The organism is Mesopusillimonas faecipullorum (assembly GCF_020539505.1).
Taxonomy (GTDB): domain Bacteria; phylum Pseudomonadota; class Gammaproteobacteria; order Burkholderiales; family Burkholderiaceae_B; genus Mesopusillimonas; species Mesopusillimonas faecipullorum.
The window spans coordinates 278,710-298,028 of sequence record NZ_JACDXW010000005.1 but is presented as its reverse complement, the minus strand read 5'-3'; the positions used below and the strand labels follow the sequence as shown (position 1 = coordinate 298,028).

At 56.0% G+C, this 19,319-nt stretch carries 22 protein-coding genes; 20 read left to right on the top strand and 2 right to left on the bottom strand.

The window, feature by feature from the left end; translation table 11 throughout:
- The first annotated feature begins 10 nt into the window (after window positions 1-10).
- From rpmC to H0484_RS11465, 14 genes are all read left to right on the top strand, one after another.
- Window positions 11-202: a 50S ribosomal protein L29 gene (gene rpmC, locus H0484_RS11530; protein ID WP_226954783.1), complete on the top strand. Its 192-nt coding sequence runs from the start codon at window positions 11-13 to the stop codon at window positions 200-202.
- Window positions 203-204: 2 nt separating this feature from the next.
- On the top strand, window positions 205-483 hold the full coding sequence (gene rpsQ, locus H0484_RS11525; RefSeq protein ID WP_226954782.1) for a 30S ribosomal protein S17: 279 nt from the start codon (window positions 205-207) through the stop codon (window positions 481-483).
- 150 nt (window positions 484-633) lie between these two features.
- Window positions 634-1,380 (top strand): sulfite exporter TauE/SafE family protein, encoded by a 747-nt coding sequence (locus H0484_RS11520; RefSeq protein WP_226954781.1) that lies wholly within the window; start codon window positions 634-636, stop codon window positions 1,378-1,380.
- Window positions 1,381-1,449: 69 nt separating this feature from the next.
- Complete coding sequence (locus tag H0484_RS11515; RefSeq protein WP_226954780.1) at window positions 1,450-2,673, top strand: CaiB/BaiF CoA transferase family protein; 1,224 nt, start codon at window positions 1,450-1,452, stop codon at window positions 2,671-2,673.
- Between the two features lie 37 nt (window positions 2,674-2,710).
- Window positions 2,711-3,631 (top strand): hydroxymethylglutaryl-CoA lyase, encoded by a 921-nt coding sequence (locus H0484_RS11510; protein ID WP_226954779.1) that lies wholly within the window; start codon window positions 2,711-2,713, stop codon window positions 3,629-3,631.
- 185 nt (window positions 3,632-3,816) lie between these two features.
- Window positions 3,817-4,872, top strand: a complete 1,056-nt coding sequence (gtdA, locus tag H0484_RS11505) for a gentisate 1,2-dioxygenase (protein ID WP_226954778.1) — start codon at window positions 3,817-3,819, stop codon at window positions 4,870-4,872.
- A 132-nt stretch (window positions 4,873-5,004) separates the two neighbouring features.
- Window positions 5,005-5,703, top strand: a complete 699-nt coding sequence (locus H0484_RS11500; protein ID WP_226954777.1) for a fumarylacetoacetate hydrolase family protein — start codon at window positions 5,005-5,007, stop codon at window positions 5,701-5,703.
- A gap of 4 nt (window positions 5,704-5,707) precedes the next feature.
- On the top strand, window positions 5,708-6,346 hold the full coding sequence (maiA, locus tag H0484_RS11495) for a maleylacetoacetate isomerase (protein ID WP_226954776.1): 639 nt from the start codon (window positions 5,708-5,710) through the stop codon (window positions 6,344-6,346).
- Between the two features lie 69 nt (window positions 6,347-6,415).
- On the top strand, window positions 6,416-7,627 hold the full coding sequence (locus H0484_RS11490; RefSeq protein WP_226954775.1) for a 3-hydroxybenzoate 6-monooxygenase: 1,212 nt from the start codon (window positions 6,416-6,418) through the stop codon (window positions 7,625-7,627).
- A gap of 213 nt (window positions 7,628-7,840) precedes the next feature.
- Complete coding sequence (locus H0484_RS11485; protein WP_226954774.1) at window positions 7,841-9,013, top strand: ABC transporter substrate-binding protein; 1,173 nt, start codon at window positions 7,841-7,843, stop codon at window positions 9,011-9,013.
- A 170-nt stretch (window positions 9,014-9,183) separates the two neighbouring features.
- Entirely contained in the window at window positions 9,184-10,098 is a 915-nt protein-coding gene (locus H0484_RS11480; protein ID WP_226954773.1) for a branched-chain amino acid ABC transporter permease, read from the top strand.
- Between the two features lie 6 nt (window positions 10,099-10,104).
- Window positions 10,105-11,073, top strand: a complete 969-nt coding sequence (locus H0484_RS11475; protein ID WP_226954772.1) for a branched-chain amino acid ABC transporter permease — start codon at window positions 10,105-10,107, stop codon at window positions 11,071-11,073.
- Window positions 11,066-11,818, top strand: a complete 753-nt coding sequence (locus tag H0484_RS11470) for an ABC transporter ATP-binding protein (protein ID WP_226954771.1) — start codon at window positions 11,066-11,068, stop codon at window positions 11,816-11,818. The genes H0484_RS11475 and H0484_RS11470 overlap by 8 nt, the downstream gene beginning before the upstream one ends.
- The gene (locus H0484_RS11465) at window positions 11,818-12,513 is read left to right on the top strand and encodes an ABC transporter ATP-binding protein (RefSeq protein ID WP_226954770.1); all 696 of its coding nucleotides are present in this window, start codon (window positions 11,818-11,820) and stop codon (window positions 12,511-12,513) included. The genes H0484_RS11470 and H0484_RS11465 overlap by 1 nt, the downstream gene beginning before the upstream one ends.
- A 76-nt stretch (window positions 12,514-12,589) precedes the next feature.
- Here the strand turns inward: H0484_RS11465 and H0484_RS11460 are convergent, their stop codons facing one another.
- Both H0484_RS11460 and H0484_RS11455 read right to left on the bottom strand, forming a co-directional pair.
- Window positions 12,590-13,465 (bottom strand): fumarylacetoacetate hydrolase family protein, encoded by an 876-nt coding sequence (locus H0484_RS11460; RefSeq protein ID WP_226954769.1) that lies wholly within the window; start codon window positions 13,463-13,465, stop codon window positions 12,590-12,592.
- Between the two features lie 42 nt (window positions 13,466-13,507).
- Window positions 13,508-14,242 (bottom strand): GntR family transcriptional regulator, encoded by a 735-nt coding sequence (locus tag H0484_RS11455; protein WP_226954768.1) that lies wholly within the window; start codon window positions 14,240-14,242, stop codon window positions 13,508-13,510.
- Window positions 14,243-14,544: 302 nt separating this feature from the next.
- Here H0484_RS11455 and H0484_RS11450 point away from each other — a divergent pair, with 302 nt between their 5' ends.
- The 6 genes from H0484_RS11450 (at window position 14,545) to H0484_RS11425 (ending at window position 19,303) form a co-directional block, all read left to right on the top strand.
- Window positions 14,545-14,967: a RidA family protein gene (locus tag H0484_RS11450; protein WP_226954767.1), complete on the top strand. Its 423-nt coding sequence runs from the start codon at window positions 14,545-14,547 to the stop codon at window positions 14,965-14,967.
- A 129-nt stretch (window positions 14,968-15,096) separates the two neighbouring features.
- Window positions 15,097-15,711: a DUF1989 domain-containing protein gene (locus H0484_RS11445; RefSeq protein WP_226954766.1), complete on the top strand. Its 615-nt coding sequence runs from the start codon at window positions 15,097-15,099 to the stop codon at window positions 15,709-15,711.
- Window positions 15,712-15,734: 23 nt separating this feature from the next.
- Window positions 15,735-16,124 (top strand): RidA family protein, encoded by a 390-nt coding sequence (locus H0484_RS11440; RefSeq protein WP_226954765.1) that lies wholly within the window; start codon window positions 15,735-15,737, stop codon window positions 16,122-16,124.
- Between the two features lie 155 nt (window positions 16,125-16,279).
- Entirely contained in the window at window positions 16,280-17,347 is a 1,068-nt protein-coding gene (locus H0484_RS11435; protein WP_226954764.1) for a TRAP transporter substrate-binding protein, read from the top strand.
- Window positions 17,348-17,465: 118 nt separating this feature from the next.
- The gene (locus tag H0484_RS11430) at window positions 17,466-17,975 is read left to right on the top strand and encodes a TRAP transporter small permease subunit (protein ID WP_226954763.1); all 510 of its coding nucleotides are present in this window, start codon (window positions 17,466-17,468) and stop codon (window positions 17,973-17,975) included.
- Window positions 17,972-19,303 (top strand): TRAP transporter large permease, encoded by a 1,332-nt coding sequence (locus H0484_RS11425; RefSeq protein WP_226954762.1) that lies wholly within the window; start codon window positions 17,972-17,974, stop codon window positions 19,301-19,303. Before H0484_RS11430 ends, H0484_RS11425 begins: the two co-directional genes overlap by 4 nt.
- The last annotated feature ends 16 nt before the right edge of the window (window positions 19,304-19,319 follow it).

The following is a 19,319-nucleotide window of genomic DNA, read 5'->3' as shown; positions in this document are numbered from 1 at the left end:
GAGTCACATCATGAAAGCCAGTGAACTTCGTACCAAAGACGTAGCCGAGCTCCAGACCGAACTGGAAAGCCTGCTTAAGGCTCAGTTTGGCCTGCGCATGCAGCGCGCCACGCAGCAACTTACCAACACCAGCCAGATCGGCAAAGTGCGTCGCGACATCGCTCGCGTGCGTACACTGCTGACTGAAAAAGCAGGTAAATGATCATGAGCGAAACCCAAACTCAGCCGGCCAAGCGCCAGCGTACGCTGGTGGGCAAGGTCGTCAGCAACAAGATGGACAAGACGGTTGTCGTTAGTGTCGAGCGTCGCGTCAAGCATCCTGTGTACGGTAAGATCGTCATCCGATCCAACAAGTACAAGGCTCACGACGAAGCCAACCAGTACAACGAAGGTGACACCGTCGAAATCGCCGAAGGTCGTCCCATCAGCCGCGACAAGTCGTGGTCGGTGGTGCGTCTGCTCGAAGCGGCACGCGTCATCTAAGTTCTAGCGCGGCTGTCTAGGCGGCCAAGCTATGCAGTACTCAACCCCCCGCTTGCTTGCAAGCTGGGGGTTTTGCTTATGGGCTTGCCGTAGACGCTTTGTCTTGCGTTTGGGTTAACCTTGGGCCACATCTACTTTTAACGCTCAGCCATGTGGGAAACCTTGCTTTTGCTGGCGGCTGCCTTTGCAGCCGGCATGTTGAACGCTGCCGCCGGCGGAGGCAGTTTTCTGACGTTACCCGCCCTTGTTTACGTCGGTTTGCCACCGCCTGTGGCCAATGCTTCCGGCACCTTGGCGCTGCTGCCGGGGTATTTCTCGGGGGCTTGGGCTTTTCGCGAAGACCTGCGTGAGGTGAGCGCATCGCAGCTGCGCATATTTTGTCTATTGGGGGTAGCAGGGGGTATAGCAGGCGCGGCTTTGTTGCTCATTACACCTGCGGAGGCCTTCCGTATGGCGGTGCCATGGCTATTGCTGGCGGCAACCCTGGTGTTCATGCTGGCACCTAAGCTGGTGCGCAAGCCCCATCAGCGCAGCTCCAGTGCCTCTCCCGTAGTCCAGTACCTTGGGCTGGCTTTGGTCAGTATTTATGGCGGCTACTTCAATGGCGGCATAGGCATCATGCTGCTGGCCTTGTTGGGCATGTCGGGCGCCTTGCAGCTGAACACCATGAATGGCCTGAAGAATCTGCTTTCCGGCGTGTTGACTACGGTTTCAGTCGTCGTCTATATGCTCGGTGATCTGATCGCTTGGCGTGAGGCTGGCATCATGTTGGTGGCGGCAACTTTTGGGGGCTACGTGGGCGGGCGTGTGGCGCGTCGTATCCCGGCACCAGTGTTGCGCGGGGCGGTCATTGTCATAGGTTTGCTGATGACCGCCGTCATGTTTCAAAGTGGATGAGGCCGGGCCTGCTTTGCCTATTTTTCTTGGCGTATCATAGGCAGCGACTTCGTTCTGCCAGGTGATGATATGTCTTCTGCTCAAGCCGATTCTCCTCAGGATTCCCCCCTGCCGCTAGCGGGCCTCAAGGTGCTGGAGCTTGGCTCGCTGATTGCCGGGCCTTACGCCAGCTCTTTATTGGCGCAGTTTGGCGCCGAGGTCATCAAGATCGAACCGCCGGGACAAGGCGACCCTTTGCGCAAATGGCGCAAGCTGCACAAAGGCACCTCGTTATGGTGGTATGTGCAAAGCCGCAATAAAAAATCTGTGGCACTGGATTTGCGCGCCGAACAAGGCCAGCAGATTGTGCGCGAACTGGCGGCCGAGGCCGATATTTTGGTTGAGAATTTTCGCCCCGGCACACTGGAAAAATGGGGCTTGGGTTGGGAGCCGTTGTCCGAGCGCAATCCGGGCCTGATCATGCTGCGCATCTCGGGGTATGGCCAAACCGGCCCTTATCGAGAGCGCCCCGGCTTTGCCGCTATTGCGGAATGCATGGCTGGGCTGCGCTATGTTTCGGGCTACCCCGATCGTGCGCCGGTACGCACTGGCGTCAGCCTGGGCGACACCCTGGCGTCGCTATATGGCATGGTGGGCGCCATGATTGCTTTGCACCATCGCAATGTGAATGGCGGCAAAGGGCAGGTGGTGGATGTGGCCTTGTATGAATCCATTTTTGCGGTCATGGAAAGCCTGTTGCCCGAGTACGCCATGCTGGGTCATATACGCGAACGCACAGGTTCGGCGTTGCCGGGCATCGTGCCCTCTAATACCTACCTTAGCCAAGACGGGCACTACGTTGCCATTGCTGGTAATGGTGATGCCATTTTCCAGCGTCTGGCGCGTGCCATGGGCAGGCAAGACCTGGCAGACGACCCTGAACTGGCGCACAACGATGGCCGTGCAAGGCATACCGAGCGCATCGATGGTGCCATAGGCGAATGGGCGGCTGGCCTGCCCCTAGAGACCATATTGTCGACTCTGGAGGGCGCCGCCGTGCCGGCTGGGCGCATTTACACCGCCAAAGATATCTACGAAGATTTGCATTACCGCGCCCGCGACATGATCCAAGAGATGCCCCTACCCGACGGCCAGATCTTGGCCGTGCCGGGCATTGTGCCCAAACTGAGTGCCACGCCGGGCCGCACGCGATGGGTAGGCCCCGAGCTGGGCCAGCACACGCAAGAAGTGCTGGACCGCATCGGTGTCACCAAAGAGCAGCTGGCGCAGTTGCGCGAAGCCGGCTTGGCCTGAGCGACGCTGAACAACCAGGGGAAATACGAGAGCAGAAATGATGAAAGACCGTTTGTTCATACAAGAAGTCTCTGTGCGTGATGGCTTTCAGATTGAGCCGCGTTTCATCCCCACCGAAGACAAAATCCGCCTGATCAACGCATTGAGTCTGACTGGCCTGTCGAAAATTGAGGTCACGTCTTTTACCTCGCCCCGGGCCATTCCGGCTTTGGCCGACGCCGAAGTCGTCATGTGCGAAATCGACCGTATACCCGGTGTTATCTACGCGGCGCTGGTGCCTAATGCGCGCGGTTGTGAAAGGGCCTTGGACTGTAAGGTCGATGAAATCAATGTGTTCATGTCGGCCAGTGCCAGCCATAACCTCGCCAACCTGCGCATGACGCCCGAGCAATCCCTGGCACAGTTTCGTGCCATTGCCGCCCAAGCCACGGGCCACGCCATGCTGAACGCATCGTTGTCGACGGCCTTCGGTTGCCCCTTTGAAGGCGCCGTACCCCCAGAGCTCGTATTGCAGCGAGTGGGCGAATTTGCCGACATGGGTATGCAGGGAGTCTCTTTGTGCGACACCACTGGGATGGCCAACCCTACCCAAGTGGCCCACTTGTGCGAAGCCGTGTTGGCCCGTTGGCCCGAACTGACCGTGACGGTTCATTTTCACGATACCCGCGGCATGGGGCTGGCCAATGCCTTGGCAGCCTGGCAAACCGGTATTCGTCATTTTGATGCTTCCCTGGGTGGGTTGGGAGGCTGCCCTTATGCGCCCGGCGCCAGCGGCAACGTATGTACTGAAGACCTCGTTCATATGTTTCAAGCCATGGGGTGCCAGACCGGGGTAGATCTTGAACGCCTGTTGGCTGCGGCTGCCACCTTACCGGCACTGGTGGGGCATGAATTGCCGGGGCAACTACTGAAAGCTGGTCCCTCTACGCGGCTTCACCCCCTGCCTCAACAGGCATAAGCCTCTGTTTATTGCATTGCACAATGCATATGCTGAAGCCTTGAGGTATATAAAAATAAATATGAATAATGCAAATTGTTCATTGGCTGTTATATAGCTGCCTGGGCATAATGGGGTATGCCAACGGCTTGGTCGACGCTTGTTTCGTCGAGGCCGCCCCAACATAGCACTCAAGAGGTATCGGGATGAGCGAAGTTGCCAGCTACCAGGCCGAGCGCGCCGCCTATTACGCGCGCATCGACAAAAAGGACATGACCCCCTTGTGGGAGTCGCTGCACGCCTTGGTCCCTGCATATCCCATGACGGCCTGCGTGCCTTTCATGTGGCGTTACAACGAAGTGCGTGACGACATCATGCAAGCCGGCGAGCTGATTACCGCCGAAGAGGCTGTTCGGCGCGTATTGATTCTTGAGAACCCCGGGCTGCGCGGGCAAGCGGCCATCACCACCACGCTATACGCCGGCCTGCAACTGATTCTGCCCGGTGAAATCGCCCCTAGCCATCGCCATGTGCAGTCAGCTCTGCGTTTCATTGTAGAGGGTTCAGGCGCCTATACGGCAGTCAATGGCGAGCGCACCACCATGCACCCCGGCGACTTCATCATCACCCCCTCCTGGACGTGGCACGACCATGGCAATAAGCCCGTAGTCGAAGGCGGCGAACCTGTGGTGTGGCTGGACGGCCTGGACATTCCCTATATACGTAGCCTGGGCACCGGCTTTGCCGAAAACTATCCCGAGGCTGAGCAACCGATTACGCGGCCCGAAGGCGACAGCCTGGCGCGCTACGGTGCCAATATGCTGCCTGTCCGCCATGTCAAGGGCGGGCACACCTCACCTATCTTCAACTACCCTTACGATCGCACTCGCGAAGCCTTGTACACCTTGGCGCGTGGTGGTGAATGCGATCCCTGGGATGGTATTAAACTGCGTTACGTGAACCCGGTAACGGGTGGCTATGCCATGGCCACCATCGCCACTTTCATGCAAGTGTTGCCTAAAGGCTTTGAAGGCAAGGCCTACCGCACGACCGACGCCACGGTGTTTTGCGTGGTCGAGGGCAGTGGCACCGCTTACATCGGCGATCAGGTTTTCGAGTTCACGCCGCGCGACGTCTTTGTTGTCCCTTCTTGGGTAACGGTGCGTTTATCGGCTAAAACCGAAGACGCCGTGCTGTTCAGTTACTCCGATCGTCCCATCCAGGACGCCATCGGCTTGTTGCGCGAGCAACGCCTGGATTAGACTGCTTGGTGCCCGTAGGCACAGGTCTGCATCGCGCCCACCCCGGAGACTTGGCCGGCGCGATGCCAGCCATAGGCAGTTGTGTTCTGCCCAATACGTACCTCACACCTTCATTAGAGCGAGAAGCCATCCATGTCTTACGTCGTGAATCCCCCCGCCATCGTTGCCGTTCCCGTCAAGGGCAGCGAAGACACCTTTCCCGTGCGTCGCGTTTATTGCGTAGGCCGCAACTATGCTGCGCATGCCCGCGAAATGGGCTTCGATCCCGATCGCGAACCACCATTCTTCTTCTGCAAGCCCGCTGATGCGGTGATTCCCGTGGCTGAAGGCAGCACGCTTGAGGTTGCCTACCCAGCAGAAACCAAGAACTACCATTACGAAATCGAACTCGTTGCCGCGATTGGCAAGGGCGGTTCCGACATTCCCCTCGAAAGCGCGCTTGAGCACGTGTGGGGCTATGCAGTGGGTCTGGACATGACGCGCCGCGACTTGCAAATGAAAATGCGTGAAGCCGGTCGTCCTTGGGAAATCGGCAAGGCTTTCGACGAAAGCGCGCCTATCGGCCCACTGTATCCCGTGGCGCAAAGCGGTCATCTCGAAAAAGCCAACATCCATCTGGACGTCAACGGCGAAACCAAGCAAGACAGCAGCATCGACAAACTGATCTGGTCGGTTGCCGAAACGGTCAGCTACCTGTCCAAGTTCTTCCGTCTGGAACCGGGCGACCTGATCTACACCGGCACGCCCGAAGGCGTGGGCGCTGTGGTTGCTGGCGACCTGATGGTGGGCTCGGTGGAAGGCCTGGGTACTTTGTCCGTCAAAGTGGTGTAAGGCGATGGAACTGTACAGTTTCTTCAACAGCTCTACCTCGTACCGGGTGCGTATTGCCCTGGCGCTCAAAGGCCTGGATGTCACGCTTAATCCCGTCAATATCCGCGTACTCGAGCACAAGGCGCCCGAGTATCTGAAAAAGAATCCCGCCGGCGGTGTTCCCCTGCTGCAGGACGAAGGTTTCAGCTTGGGTCAGTCCATGGCCATCATCGACTACCTTGATGCCAAGTATCCCGAGCCTCGCTTGATTCCTCAAGATCTGCAGCAGCGTGCACGCGTGCTTGAAATCTCTAACCTGATTTCTTGCGACATGCATCCGCTGAACAACTTGCGCGTCTTGCGTTATTTGGTCAAGGAACTCGGCGTCAGCGAAGAAGCCAAGAACGCGTGGTACGCGCATTGGATAGCAGAAGGCTTTGGCGGGCTGGAGCAATTGCTTGAGCGTGTCGGTTCGGGTAACTATTGCGTGGGCGACCAGGTTTCGCTGGCGGATTGCTGCCTGGTGCCCCAGGTGGTCAATGCCCAGCGCATGGGCTGCGACCTCTCGGCATTTCCCCGCGTGCTGGCAGTGTATGAACACTGCTCGGCCTTGCCCGCTTTCCAACGCGCGGCACCGGCTCAGCAACCGGATTATCAACCTTGAAGTAATAGATGGGCGCCGGGCCGGCCAAGGCCGGCTTGGCATCCAAGCGTCTCGTTAGGAGAACAAAAAATGGCAGAAAACCAGGCCACAGGTAAGGTCATCATCGTCGGCGGCGGTATCGGCGGATTGGCGGCGGCGTTGTCGCTGGCGCGTCAGAACATTCGCGTATTGCTGTTAGAGCAAGCCGAACAACTAGGTGAGATCGGTGCCGGCATCCAGTTAGGGCCTAACGCTTTTTCGGCGTTGGATGGTCTGGGGGTTGGTGAAGCCGCGCGCAAGCGCGCCGTGTTTACCGATCACATCATCATGATGGACGCCGTAGACGCCAAGGAAGTCGTACGCATAGAAACCGGCGATGCCTTCCGTAAGCGCTTTTCCGGCCCTTATGGCGTCATCCACCGTGCCGACATTCACTTGTCCATTCTCGAGGCCGTCGAAAGCCATCCACTGGTGGAGTTCAAGACCGCCACGCACGTGGCCGATGTCAAAGTCGGTGCGGACGGCGTCGAGGTCACCGACCAGAAGGGCAACGTCTATCGCGGCGACGCCGTGGTGGGCTGTGACGGCGTGAAATCCGTCATTCGTGAAAAAACCATAGGGTTCAAGCATCGCGTAACGGGTCATGTGGTTTACCGCGCCGTCGTCGATCTTGAGAACATGCCCGAAGACCTGCGCGTCAACGCTCCCATGTTGTGGGCCGGTCCTCGTTGCCACTTGGTGCACTACCCGCTGCGTGGCGGGCGCCAGTACAACCTGGTCGTTACCTTCCACAGCCGCGAGCAAGAAGAATGGGGCGTCACCGACGGCAGCAAGGAAGAAGTGCTTTCCTACTTCGAAGGTATCGACGCCCGTCCGCGTCAAATGCTCGATCGCCCCACCTCGTGGCGCCGTTGGGCGACGGCCGATGCCGACCCCGTAGACGCATGGGGCGAAGGCCGTTGCACGCTGCTGGGCGACGCTGCTCACCCGATGGCGCAATACATGGCTCAAGGCGCTTGCATGGCTCTGGAAGACGCTGTGACGCTGGGCGAAGCCGTTGCACAAACCCAGGGTGATCTTGCCGCCGCTTTCCGTTTGTATGAGTCCATTCGTGTGCCGCGTACCGCACGCGTGGTGTGGTCTACCCGTGAGATGGGCCGTATCTACCACGCCAAGGGCGTAGAGCGCACGGTGCGCAATCTGCTCTGGAAAGACAGGACGCAAGAGCAGTTTTACGACCGCCTCGAGTGGTTGTATGGTTGGAACCGCGACAACTGCCTGAAGCTGTCCGTCACTGACTGAGGTTAAGCATCGGGTTGTTCATCCGTGTACGAAAAGGCCGAACCTGGTGTTCGGCCTTTTTCATCGGCATGGCCGGGTTTGAAACAAATTTGTAAAAAGAGGGGTGAACGAACGGCAAAGGAAGGCTATAATTTCCGAAAAAAACCGTTATTTTATAAAATCCATTCCTTTCAACCCGCACTTCATCCGTTCCACTCTCAGGAGGCCTTCCTCATGACATCTTTGACGAAACTCAGCATTGGCGTGGCTCTTGCCGCCTTTGCCACGCTGGGGCATGCGCAAAAGCCGCTGGACATCGGCTTCATCACTACCTTGTCCACGCCCGCCGGCTATATCGGGGAAGACGAGCGCGATGGCTTTGAACTGGCCATCAAACAAGAAGGCGGCAAGCTGGGCGGCGTTCCCGTGCGCCTGCTTGTCGAGGACGACGGCTTCAAGCCTGCCACCGGCAAGCAGTCGGTTGAGAAAATGCTGCAAGACGGCGTCCGTCTGTTCTCGGGCGTGAACTTCTCCAACGTGCTGGTTGCAGTGGTGCCTTCGGTACTCAAGCAAAACGGTTTTTACGTTAGCTTGAACCCCGGCCCCTCTAACTTTGCGGGCAAGGGCTGCCACCCTAACTACTTCTCGGTGGCCATGCAAAACGACTCCTATAGCGACTCTGCCGCCATGGCAGCAGACGAAATGGGCGTCAAGAAAATCGTCATCATGGCCCCTGCTTATCAGGCTGGCCGCGACGTCATGAACGGTTTCAAGCGCACCTACAAAGGCGAAATCCTGGCCGAGATCTACACCAAGCTCGATCAGTCCGACTTCTCGGTCGAATTAGCCCGTATCCGCTCCTTGGCTCCTGATGCCGTGTTCGAGTTCATGCCCGGCGGCCCTGGCATCAACTTTGCCAAGCAGTTTGCCAATTCCGGCTTGAACAAAACCATCAAGATGATCACCCCCATGTACTCCATGGACGATCGCATGTTGGCCGCTTCGGGTGATGCCGGTGAAGGCTTCTACCTGGTCACGCAATGGACGGCTCAGCAAGACAACCCCGCCAGCCAAGAGTTCGTGAAGGCGTTTGAAAAAGAGTTCGGTCGCCGTCCTACGGTGTACGCCGCAACCGCGTATGACACCGCTCGTCTGATGGGTTCTGCCCTCAAAGCAGTGGGTGGCGACATCGAAGGCAAGGCTGACGAATTCCGTGCCGCCCTGCGCAAGGCTGACTTCGAAACCGTGCGTGGCAATTTCGAGTTCGCGCCTAACCAGCACCCTGTGCAAGACTGGTATTTGGTCAAGGTCGAACGCGGCCAAGACGGCAAGCTTGATTACGTGCCGGTGCGCAAAGTGGTGGAAAACCACAGCGACCCCTACGGCGCCGAGTGCAAGATGGGCTAAACGAAACTTGCGCCGCTTAGCCGGCGCTTGTTTCCTGACAGGTCGGCTGTCCCGGCCGGCCTGATTGTTTTTTGCCTTTTGGCGGCTCTGCTTATCGTCATGCCTTTTATGGGCACCCGAGGCAAGAGTCGCTTCTTCAATGGCAATTTTTCTGTCGCGGGATTCCATTCATGCAACTCTTTCTTGAACAAGTCATGAACGGCTTGCAGTACAGCGCCTTGCTGTTCTTGCTGGCGTCGGGCTTGACCCTCGTTTTGGGCATCATGAACGTCGTGAATCTGGCGCATGGTGCTCTGTATATGGTTGGCGCTTTCAGCGCGGCCTCCGCCATCGCCATCACGGGTTCATTCATGGCCGGCGTGCTTGCCGCCATAGTGGGGGCTGGCGTGTACGGCCTCATCGTTGAACGCCTTATCATCAGCCGCCTGTACCAGCGCGATCACCTGGATCAAGTGCTGGCCACATTGGGTATCATCTTTTTCACCAATGCACTGGTCACGTTGCTGTTTGGTCGCAGCCCGCCTTTCGTAGCGATCCCGCCATTTTTCTCGGGTTCGGTTGAAATCTTGCCGGGCTTGTCCTACCCCGTCATGCGCCTGGCCTTCATCGGTGCCGGCGTTTTGGTCGCCATTGGGTTGTGGCTGCTCATCAGCCGCACGCGTATCGGCATGCTGGTACGGGCAGGCGCCGACGATGTCGAGATCGTTGAAGCCCTGGGCATCAACATTCGCCGTTTGTTCATGCTGGTGTTCATTCTGGGCGCTGTGCTGTGCGGCTTTGCGGGCGTGATGTCCGCCCCCCTCATGGCCATCGAAATCGGCATGGGCGAAAAAGTGCTCATTACCGTCATGGTGGTGATTGTGGTCGGTGGCGTGGGTTCGGTGCGTGGGGCGTTGCTGGGTTCCATCCTGATCGGCATGACTGACTCACTGGGCCGCGCTTACATCCCTATCTGGATGTCGCAAGTGCTATCGGCTGAATACAGTTCCACTGTCAGCTCCAGCCTGGTGTCCGCCAGCATCTACATTTTGATGGCCATCGTGCTTCTGGTGAAGCCACGCGGCCTGATTCCGGCGCAAAGGTAAAGCAACATGAATCGCAAATTAATCGTCATTGTTCTGATTTTTGCCTGCCTGTTGCTGGTGCCGGTACTGGCTGCCGTGACGAACAATAGCTTCGTCATCAATATGGGCACCCAGTTCGTCATCTATGCCTTGGCAGCGGTCAGTCTCGACCTTATTCTGGGTTATGGGGCGCTGGTCAGTTTTGGCCATGCCGCATTCTTTGGCCTGGGCGGCTATCTCATCGGTGCCGTAGCCTTTCACATGGACATGGGTGAAACCATTTTCGGTTGGGCCGGTACCAACTCGGCGCTCATCCTCTGGCCCTTGGCCATGCTGGTGGCTGCCGCAGTGGGCTTGATCATGGGCTTTCTGTCGCTGCGCACCTCGGGCATTCAGTTCATCATGATTACCCTGGCCTTTGCGCAGATGCTGTACTTTGTACTGGTAGGCTTGGTCATGTATGGCGGCGACGATGGCATGTCCGTCACCTCGCGCAATGTACTGCCGGGTCTCGATCTTGAAAACCCGACGGTCTTCTATTACGTTTGCTTTGCCTTGATGGCGGCATGGGTGTGGCTGTGCCGGCGCATCATCAAATCACCTTTTGGCATGGTGCTGCGGGGCTTCAAGCAAAACGAACGCCGCAACGTCAACCTGGGCTATGCGCCCATGCGCTACAAGCTCACCGCTTTTGTCATCTCGGCGGCAGGCACGGGCTTGGCGGGTGCGCTGTGGGCCAACTACGCGCTGTACGTCAGCCCCGATATGGCTTCTTGGCTCAAGTCGGGCACCCTGATGGCCATGATCATCCTGGGCGGCATAGGCAGTATCTACGGCGCCATCCTGGGGGCCGTGGTTTACCTGGGTCTCGAGCAATGGCTCACCGGCTGGACAGAAAACTGGATGCTGTTCCTCGGCCCAGTACTGATCCTCGTCGTATTGTTCAGCAAGCGCGGCCTGTTCGGCTGGCTGGCAGGGAAGAATAGCCATGACTGATACCGCTAAACTCGAAATCCGCAATCTGCGCAAAAGCTTTGGGGCCTTGGTGGCCACCAACGATGTCAACATCAGTGTGCGCCCGGGCGAACTACATGCGCTTATTGGCCCCAATGGCGCCGGCAAGACCACACTGATCTCGCAGATCAGCGGTGAGATGTTTCCCGACTCGGGACAGATTCTGCTCGACGGCAACGACATCACCCGTCTGCCCGCACACAAGCGGGCCTCGGTAGGGCTGGCGCGCTCGTTTCAGATCAGTCAGCTCTACAACGACTTCACCGTTGAAGACAACGTCGCCATGGCGGTGCAGGCGCAGTCCAACAAGCGTTTCAATCTACTTAGCGATGCGCGCAAAGATGCCGCTTTGCGTCAACCGGCCAAAGAAGCTTTGCAGCGTGTGGGGCTGGGCGACGCAGGCCATTTGATGGTGTCCGAGCTGGCTCACGGCAAAAAGCGCCAACTGGAGTTGGCCATTGCCTTGTCCTTGAACGCCTCCGTGCTGCTGCTGGACGAACCTATGGCGGGCCTGGGCGCCGAGGAATCGCTGCTGATGCGCGACATCCTGCTGGATCTCAAGGGCCAGTACGCCATCTTGCTGGTCGAGCACGACATGGACATCGTGTTTTCGCTGGCCGATAGGGTGACGGTGTTGGTATACGGCAAGCCCGTGTTTACGGGTACGCCCGAAGAAGTGCGTCATAACCCCATCGTGCGTGACGCTTACCTGGGAGAAGAAGACTGATGCTGGTCGCTGACAATCTGCAATCAGGCTACGGCGCCAGCCAGGTGCTGTTTGGCGTAGACCTGAACATCGCTTCGCACCAAGTGGTGTCGTTGCTGGGCCGCAATGGCATGGGCAAGACCACCACCGTGCGTACGCTTATGGGCATGCTGCCGCTCAAAGGCGGCACGCTGACTTTCGACGGCCAGAAGCTCAATGGCATGCGGCCCCACCGCATTTCCAGGCTGGGTTTCGGCTTGGTGCCCGAGGGGCGTCGCATCTTCCCATCCCTTACCGTCTACGAAAACCTGTACGCCACCTCGCGCGACGAGCGTGGCGGCAACTGGACGCTGGAACGCGTGTTCGCGCTGTTTCCCCGCCTGCAAGAGCGCCGCAACCAGTCGGCGCGCACCTTGTCGGGGGGTGAACAACAGATGCTGGCCATAGGCCGGGCCTTGTTGACCAACCCCCGTTTGCTGATTCTGGACGAAGCCACCGAAGGTTTGGCGCCCGTGATTCGCCAAGAAATCTGGGCATGTTTGAACCAGCTTAAGGGCGAAGGACAGACGATTCTGTTGATCGACAAGAACCTGAAGGAAATGAACCATCTCGTGGATCAGCACCACATCATCGAGAAAGGCCGTATTGTCTGGAAGGGCACGTCGGCGGAGCTGCTGGAACAGCCCGAGCTGGTGAATCAGTACCTTGGGGTGTAGGCGCTGCGCCTCGCACAAGAGAAAAGGCCGATGCGTACACGACGCATCGGCCTTTTCTCTTGTGGGTTGCCTGGGCTTATCTAACCGGATTGGACAAGCGTCCCAGGCCGCTGATCTCGATGTCCACGACATCGCCGCGCTGCAGAAAGCGCGGCGGTGTGAAACCTATGCCGACCCCGGCGGGCGTGCCGGTGGCGATGATGTCGCCGGGCAGCAGCATGGCGCCTGCGGACAGCGTTTCGATGAGAGTGGGGATATCGAAGATCAGATCCTTGGTATTGGCGTTCTGGCGCAGCTCGCCGTTGACCCAGCATTTGACGTCCAGATCGGCGCCGTCAGCCTCGTCGGCCGTGGCGATCCAGGGACCCATGGGGCATGAGGTCTCGAAAGACTTACCCAGAAACCATTGCTTGTGCTTGGCTTGCAGGTCGCGCGCCGTCAGGTCGTTGAGGATGACGTAGCCGAATACGTGCGACATGGCATCTGCCTTGCTGATGGCCAGCCCGGGTTTGCCGATGATGACGCCAAGCTCGGCCTCGTAGTCCAGCTGCGTGCTGGCGCCGTTCGGATAGCCCATGGGCGTGCCGCTTGCCACGACGGTCTCGGGCATCTTGGTGAATACGATGGGGGCGCTGGGGATGGCGTCCTTGGCGCTGGCGGCGCTGCTGTCGAAGCCGCTGCGCGTGAACTCGTGGGCATGCTCGAAATAGTTCTTGCCCACGCACATGATGTTGCGGCGGGGGCGCGGTATCGGAGCCAGAAACTGCACCTGATCGAAGGCCAGTGCGTCGTCGGAAAAGACCAGCGGTGATGGCGTCGTGGCAAGACGCTCGATCAGCTGGTTCATGTCGTGTATGTCCAAGGTGTCGCTCAGGCGGCGCACGACGCGCTGCTCGGTATCGACCTGGACGATGGCGGTATGGCCTTTCCATTGAATGGTGGCGAGTTTCATGTGGCAGCTTCCCTTTGTATTGTGAATGGTGGATGAGGGGCTTCAGGCGTCCCGCGTATCGGCGGACGTTTGTGCTTGCGGCGCCGTCAACTGGTCGAGGCCGACCAGCAGACGATCGCGCGTATGTTCGGAGTGCAGCCGGGTCAACGCGAGGAATTGCGTCTCATCGCCGATGACGAAGGCCTGGGCGAGCTGGGAGTGCTCGTGCTGTGCCTGACTGACGTCGCCGGTCAGCTTGACCTCGGTGCGTATGTAGGCCTCGATGAGGTTGCGCGAGTGCTGCAGCGCCTTGAGGTGGTGCGGGCAAGCGGCAGGCATCAGCAGGGCGTTGTGAAAGCGCATGTTCAGCTCGAACCACTGCGCCAGGGTGCCGCTTTTCTTCTCCTGCCGGTCGGCCAGCGTGCGCATTTCGGTGGCGATGGCGTAGACCTTGGCGATATCGGCCTCGGTGCGGCGCGCGATGGCGCGGCGGGCCAGCTCGACCTCCAGCAGGATGCGCAGATCGAAGACCTCGATGATCTCGTCGCGATCCAGCTCCGCCACCGCATAGCCGCGCCTGGGATGCAGCACCACGATGCCTTCGGCTTCGAGGCGGGGCAGCGCTTCGCGCAGCGGACTGCGGCTGACGCCCAGCCGCGAGGCGACCTCGTCTTGGCGCAGCATCTGGCCAGGCAGAAAAATGCCGTTGAGTATGGCTTTGCGCAACTCGTTGTAGACGATTTCAGGGAGCGTAGGGCTGGCGACAGAGTCTAGCGATTGATTGATTAGAGAAGCCATGTGGTAGCGGATCGAGTCTCGTCGAACGGAATGAAACCGGGAGTCCGGTCGTGTTGAATAAATTATATAAAATATTTTTCCATGCGTCCATGGCAATAGGCTTGTAGAAGATGGTAGAGCATTATAGCTAGGTTTTCTACAGTATTTTTAGGGTAAATACGGATATTTGTGGGTTGATGCCGTCAATATACTTTCCTCGTCGAGAATTTTATTTTGCATAAAATTTTTGATGGAAGGACTTTGAGGGGGCAATCTTCCCTCGATCTTCCGTGCATTACCCATCAATATGAAAAGGAGTGGTCATGGCTAATCAGGTCGAATATCTCAACCCTCCGGGCGCCTGCCCGGCTCAGGGCCTGTACTCGCACGTGGGCAAGGTGTCGGATGGCGACGTGCTGTACGTGGCCGGCCAGTTGGCCGTCGCGCCGGACGGCAGTGTGGCTGGCAAGGGAGATTTCGAGGCACAGGTCCGGCAGGTATTCAGCAATCTGGGCGATGTGCTGAAAGGCCTGGGCCTGGGTTTCCAGGACGTCGTCAAGTTCACGACCTTCCTGGTGCATTCGCAGGACATCGAGATATTTATGCGGATACGCGCTGAGCTCTTTCCGCAATTGTTTGAGGGAGGGGTTTATCCGCCAAACACGTTGCTAGTGGTTGATCGCTTGGTCAAGGAAGACTTCCTATTTGAATTGGAGTCCGTTGTCCGGGCGCCGAAGAACGCTTAGGGAAAGTTGCCGGATGGACGGCAGAGGTCAGCATTCTGATAAGGACGGCGTGGGCCAACATCCGGCTACCAGAGTTTGCCATCAGCTTGAAAAGGCATGTGGGTTGTGTGTTGACTGAATGAGGTCGTTATGAATAGAAACACTCAGTTGATTGCGGAGATTGTGGTTCCGGGAGGACATGCTCGTGCGTTTGAGGTCAAAGAGGGGCAATTGCTTGAAATCATAGATGTGGAAGGGCAGCAAGTTGCTGATTTTTTTGCATTTAACGAGCATAACCATTGGGAAAGGCTATCCCCTTCACATACCTTTACTGCTCTTAAATCACTTGCGCTGAGAGTAGGTGACGAGTTACGAAGCTCGCTACGTAATCGCATGCTGAAAATTATTAAAGACACATCTCCATCGCATGATTTGCTGATCCCCGCGTGTGATGAACAACGGTATTTAGTGGATTATGGGGTTACTGGCCACCGTAGTTGTGTGCAGAATTTTGAGGAAGCTTTACGCCCTTACGGTATCGGACGAGACATATTTCCTGCTCCCTTTAATTTCTTCCAAAGCACTGCAATAGAACCGGATGGCCGATTGATACAAGAGCCTTGTCGGACGAAAGCTGGAGACTCCATATTGCTACAGGCGATGAAAGATATCATCGGCGCTGTGTCCGCTTGCCCTATGGATCTCAATCCAATCGGTGGTTCAAAAATCACTGATATAAAAATACGCGTTTATCAGCAGACCTGATAAGCTATTTTTTGAGAAATCTTATGACATACAAAGTTTACAACCCCAAGGAATTGCCAGAGCCGCCTCCGCAGACATGGTCAAACATAAAGGTTCATAGTAATGGGCACTTTTATGTATCTGGTATCGTTGCTGAGGGCAACAGTATGTACGAGCAAACGAAGAAAATATTCTCTTCTATCAAGTCTTTGATCGAAGAGGCAGGCGGGGAAATGGACGACATTATGTCACTACAGATCTTCGTCAATAATCTGAATGAAAATACGGAGGTATGGCGAGCACGACAAGAGTTTTTCAAGGGGGATTTCCCCTCCTCCACTCTCATCGAGGTTTCGAGAGTAGGTTTGCCTCACGTATTTCCACCCATGCGCGTGGAAATTAACTGTAGTGGCTATATCGGTGGCAGTCGATAGGCAGTATGAAGGCAGTTAAATAATTAAAGCTAATTCATGTTGAGTAACGTGAAAATAGCATCAATTAACGGCTAAGCCTGTCGGGCACGCTTGGTTTTACCAGCGCTGTAAAAAATTCAGTGCAGGCTACAGCTGACTCTTTTGAGGAAAATACCATGATCAGTCTGAATATCAAGAAGGCAATATACGGTGTATGTATCAGCGCCTTGGCCTTGAGCGGTTCAGTTTGGGCTCAGACAGGAAAGTCTGACCAGGTCATCCGTTGGACTATGCAGTCCACTTGGGCCCCTGGGCTGGAAATTCAGCGGCAAGCAGATGCCTTTGCTGAGAAAGTCAAGCAGATGAGCGGCGGCAGGTTGCAAATCAAAAGCCTACCTTCAGGTTCGGTTGTGGGTGGACTGCAGGTGTTCGATGCTGCGGAAGAGGGAGTCATTGATGCGGCATATTCAGCGGCATTTTATTGGGTTGGTAACCAGCCGGTAGCGCCATTCTTTGCCGCAGTGCCTGCGGGCTTAACGGCGATTGAATACCTGATGTGGCTCTATCACGGACCTGGCATGGCGCTCTGGAAAGAAGCCTACGCTAAATACGACTTCGGCTATGTAGGTGCCGCCGGAATCAATAATACTGAGATCTTTGCGTGGAGCAACAAGCCACTCAAAAGCTTGGCAGACTTTAAGGGATTGAAATTTCGGACTGTTGGCTACTGGGGGGAAATTTTGACCGGCCTCGGGGCGTCAGTGGTGACCTTGCCTGGTTCTGAAATTTACGGGGCTCTTGAGAGAGGTGTCATTGATGCTGCTGAGTTTGCCAATCCCGAGTCTGATTGGGTGTCGGGTATGCATGAGGTGGCTCGATATGCCTATGTGCCAGGGATTCATCAGCCTACCTCGCTGATGGAGTTGCTGATCAATAAAGAGTCCTGGGGGGCGCTTCCGGATGACTTGAAAGCCATCGTTGAGGAGGCTGCAAAAGCATCGGTGTTGGAAGGGCTGGGTAACGCTCTTGTCAAGGATGCTGATGCCTTGAAGAAAATGGAGGCGTATGGAACGAAAATAGAGCGGCTCTCACCGGAAATCATGCGGGAGATTGCATCGCTCGCCCATCAGTTGTACGAAAAGAAAAGTGCAGAAAATCCGCTGTTCAAAAAAATATACGAGTCACAGATGGAATATAAGAAGAAGTATGAGTATTTGCAGAGTTACATGGAGATAAAGTATTAATTGCTTGTGATCATTGAAAAGGCTGAGGGGGAGGGTGCCTTCAGCCTACTTTGATAGTCCAGGGTAGATGTGGCAATGAGCTTAATTTACAGTCAAATCCGGGGGTGTTGTGCTCTTAATGATATCCAACACGATCGACTCCATTACTAGCAGGATTGCAAGTGCCGCTAAATGGGTTGTGCTTGTGCTTGCTCTTATAAATTGCTATGAAGTCGTCATGCGCTATTTATTCAATCGGCCTTCGATATGGGTTTTTGATCTGAGTTATATGCTTGGTGGTACTTTTTTTGTTCTGGGTATGGGGTATGCTTTACTAACGAAAACACATGTGCGGGTCGATGTTTTTTACGTTAATTTGAGTGAAAAATCAAAGGCCTTACTGGACATTTTGCTTTCTGTGGTTTTTTTCTTTCCAGCGTTTGGCTTATTGCTATATAAACTAGTGCCTTGGGTAATCAGATCCTGGGAGCGTGAAGAAAGAGCCACGGGTAGCTTTTGGTTGCCGCCGATATATCCTTTTAAAAGCATAATTCTTATCGCTGTGGCGCTGCTTGTATTGCAAGGGGTTTCCGAGATTTGTAAGGATATCAATAAACTGATTTCCAAAAAAAATGAGGCAAATCAATGAATTTTCTCTCCCCGGAAATGGCAATGATGCTGATGTTTGTGTCGGTCATCATCGGTATTGCATTAGGGTATTATCTTGCGTTCGTATTAACGGCGGTAGGGCTGTTTTTTGGTGTGTTTTTATTTGGCGATCGCTATATAGGGATACTGATAAACAGTTTCTTTAGCACTATGACCAACAGCGTGTTGCTTGCTATCCCATTGTTCATACTAATGGGAAATATCATGCAGCATACGGGTGCTGGTGATCGAATTTTCAGCAGCCTGTATGTGCTGTTTGGTCGCTTGCGAGGGGGCTTGTTGATCGCCACTAATGCGTTAGCGACGATCTTTGCAACAGTAACTGGTGTGGTGGGAGCCTCCGTCGTAACGGTGGGAACACTGAGCCTGCCGGCGTTGCTAGAGCGCAAGTACGACAGGAAGTTGTCGGCAGGCGTGATCTGCGCGGGTGGCGGGCTAGGGGTGTTGATTCCTCCAAGCATCATGATTGTGGTGTATGGGCCTGTGGCTGGCGTGTCTGTTGGAAGCCTGTTCATGGCAGCCATTGTGCCTGGCCTGCTGCTATCGCTTGTCTACACAATCTACGTCGTCGTGCGTTGTTTGTTGAATCCAGAGCTGGGGCCGCCGATCAGCGCAGAGGACAGGAGGGCTGAAATCGAACGTGTAGGAGTCCCTAGCCTGGTTCTCGCTATCGTTCCGCCGGTACTGATCATTTTGGCGGTGCTAGGGTCGATATTCTTCGGTGTCGCGACGCCGACGGAGGCCGCCGCCGTTGGGGTGATGGCAGCGCTTTTGCTAGGGTTGGGTTACCGCACTCTTAGCTTCGAGAAGTTGTCCGAGTCCATGTCATCGACATTGAAGTCGACAAGCATGATTTTGACGATGACAGTGGGCGCGGTGACCTTCATCTCCACTTTTGCATCTGCGGGCGGCGATGCAGTAGTAAAGGACTTTGTACTGAGCATGCCCCTAGGGCCTTGGGGGATATTGCTCCTGATGCTCCTTGCCGTCACGATTCTTGGAATGTTCCTGGACTGGATCGGCGTTGTCTATCTGATTGTTCCACTCTTCACGCCTATCGCACTGGCCTTAGGGTTTGACGCTGTCTGGTTCGCGATGCTGGTCATCCTTTTCTTGCAGCTTGGGTACCTCACGCCGCCGTTCGCGCTTTCCGTCTTTTACTTTAGGACGGTGGCCCCCTCTGATTTCCCATTGATGGAGATGTACAAAAGCATCATGCCGTTTATTGGGCTGCAACTTTTGGTGCTCATTCTTGTAATGGTGTATCCACAAACTGTGTTGTGGCTACCGAGTCTAATGTCCTACTAATAGATAGGCAGCTTGC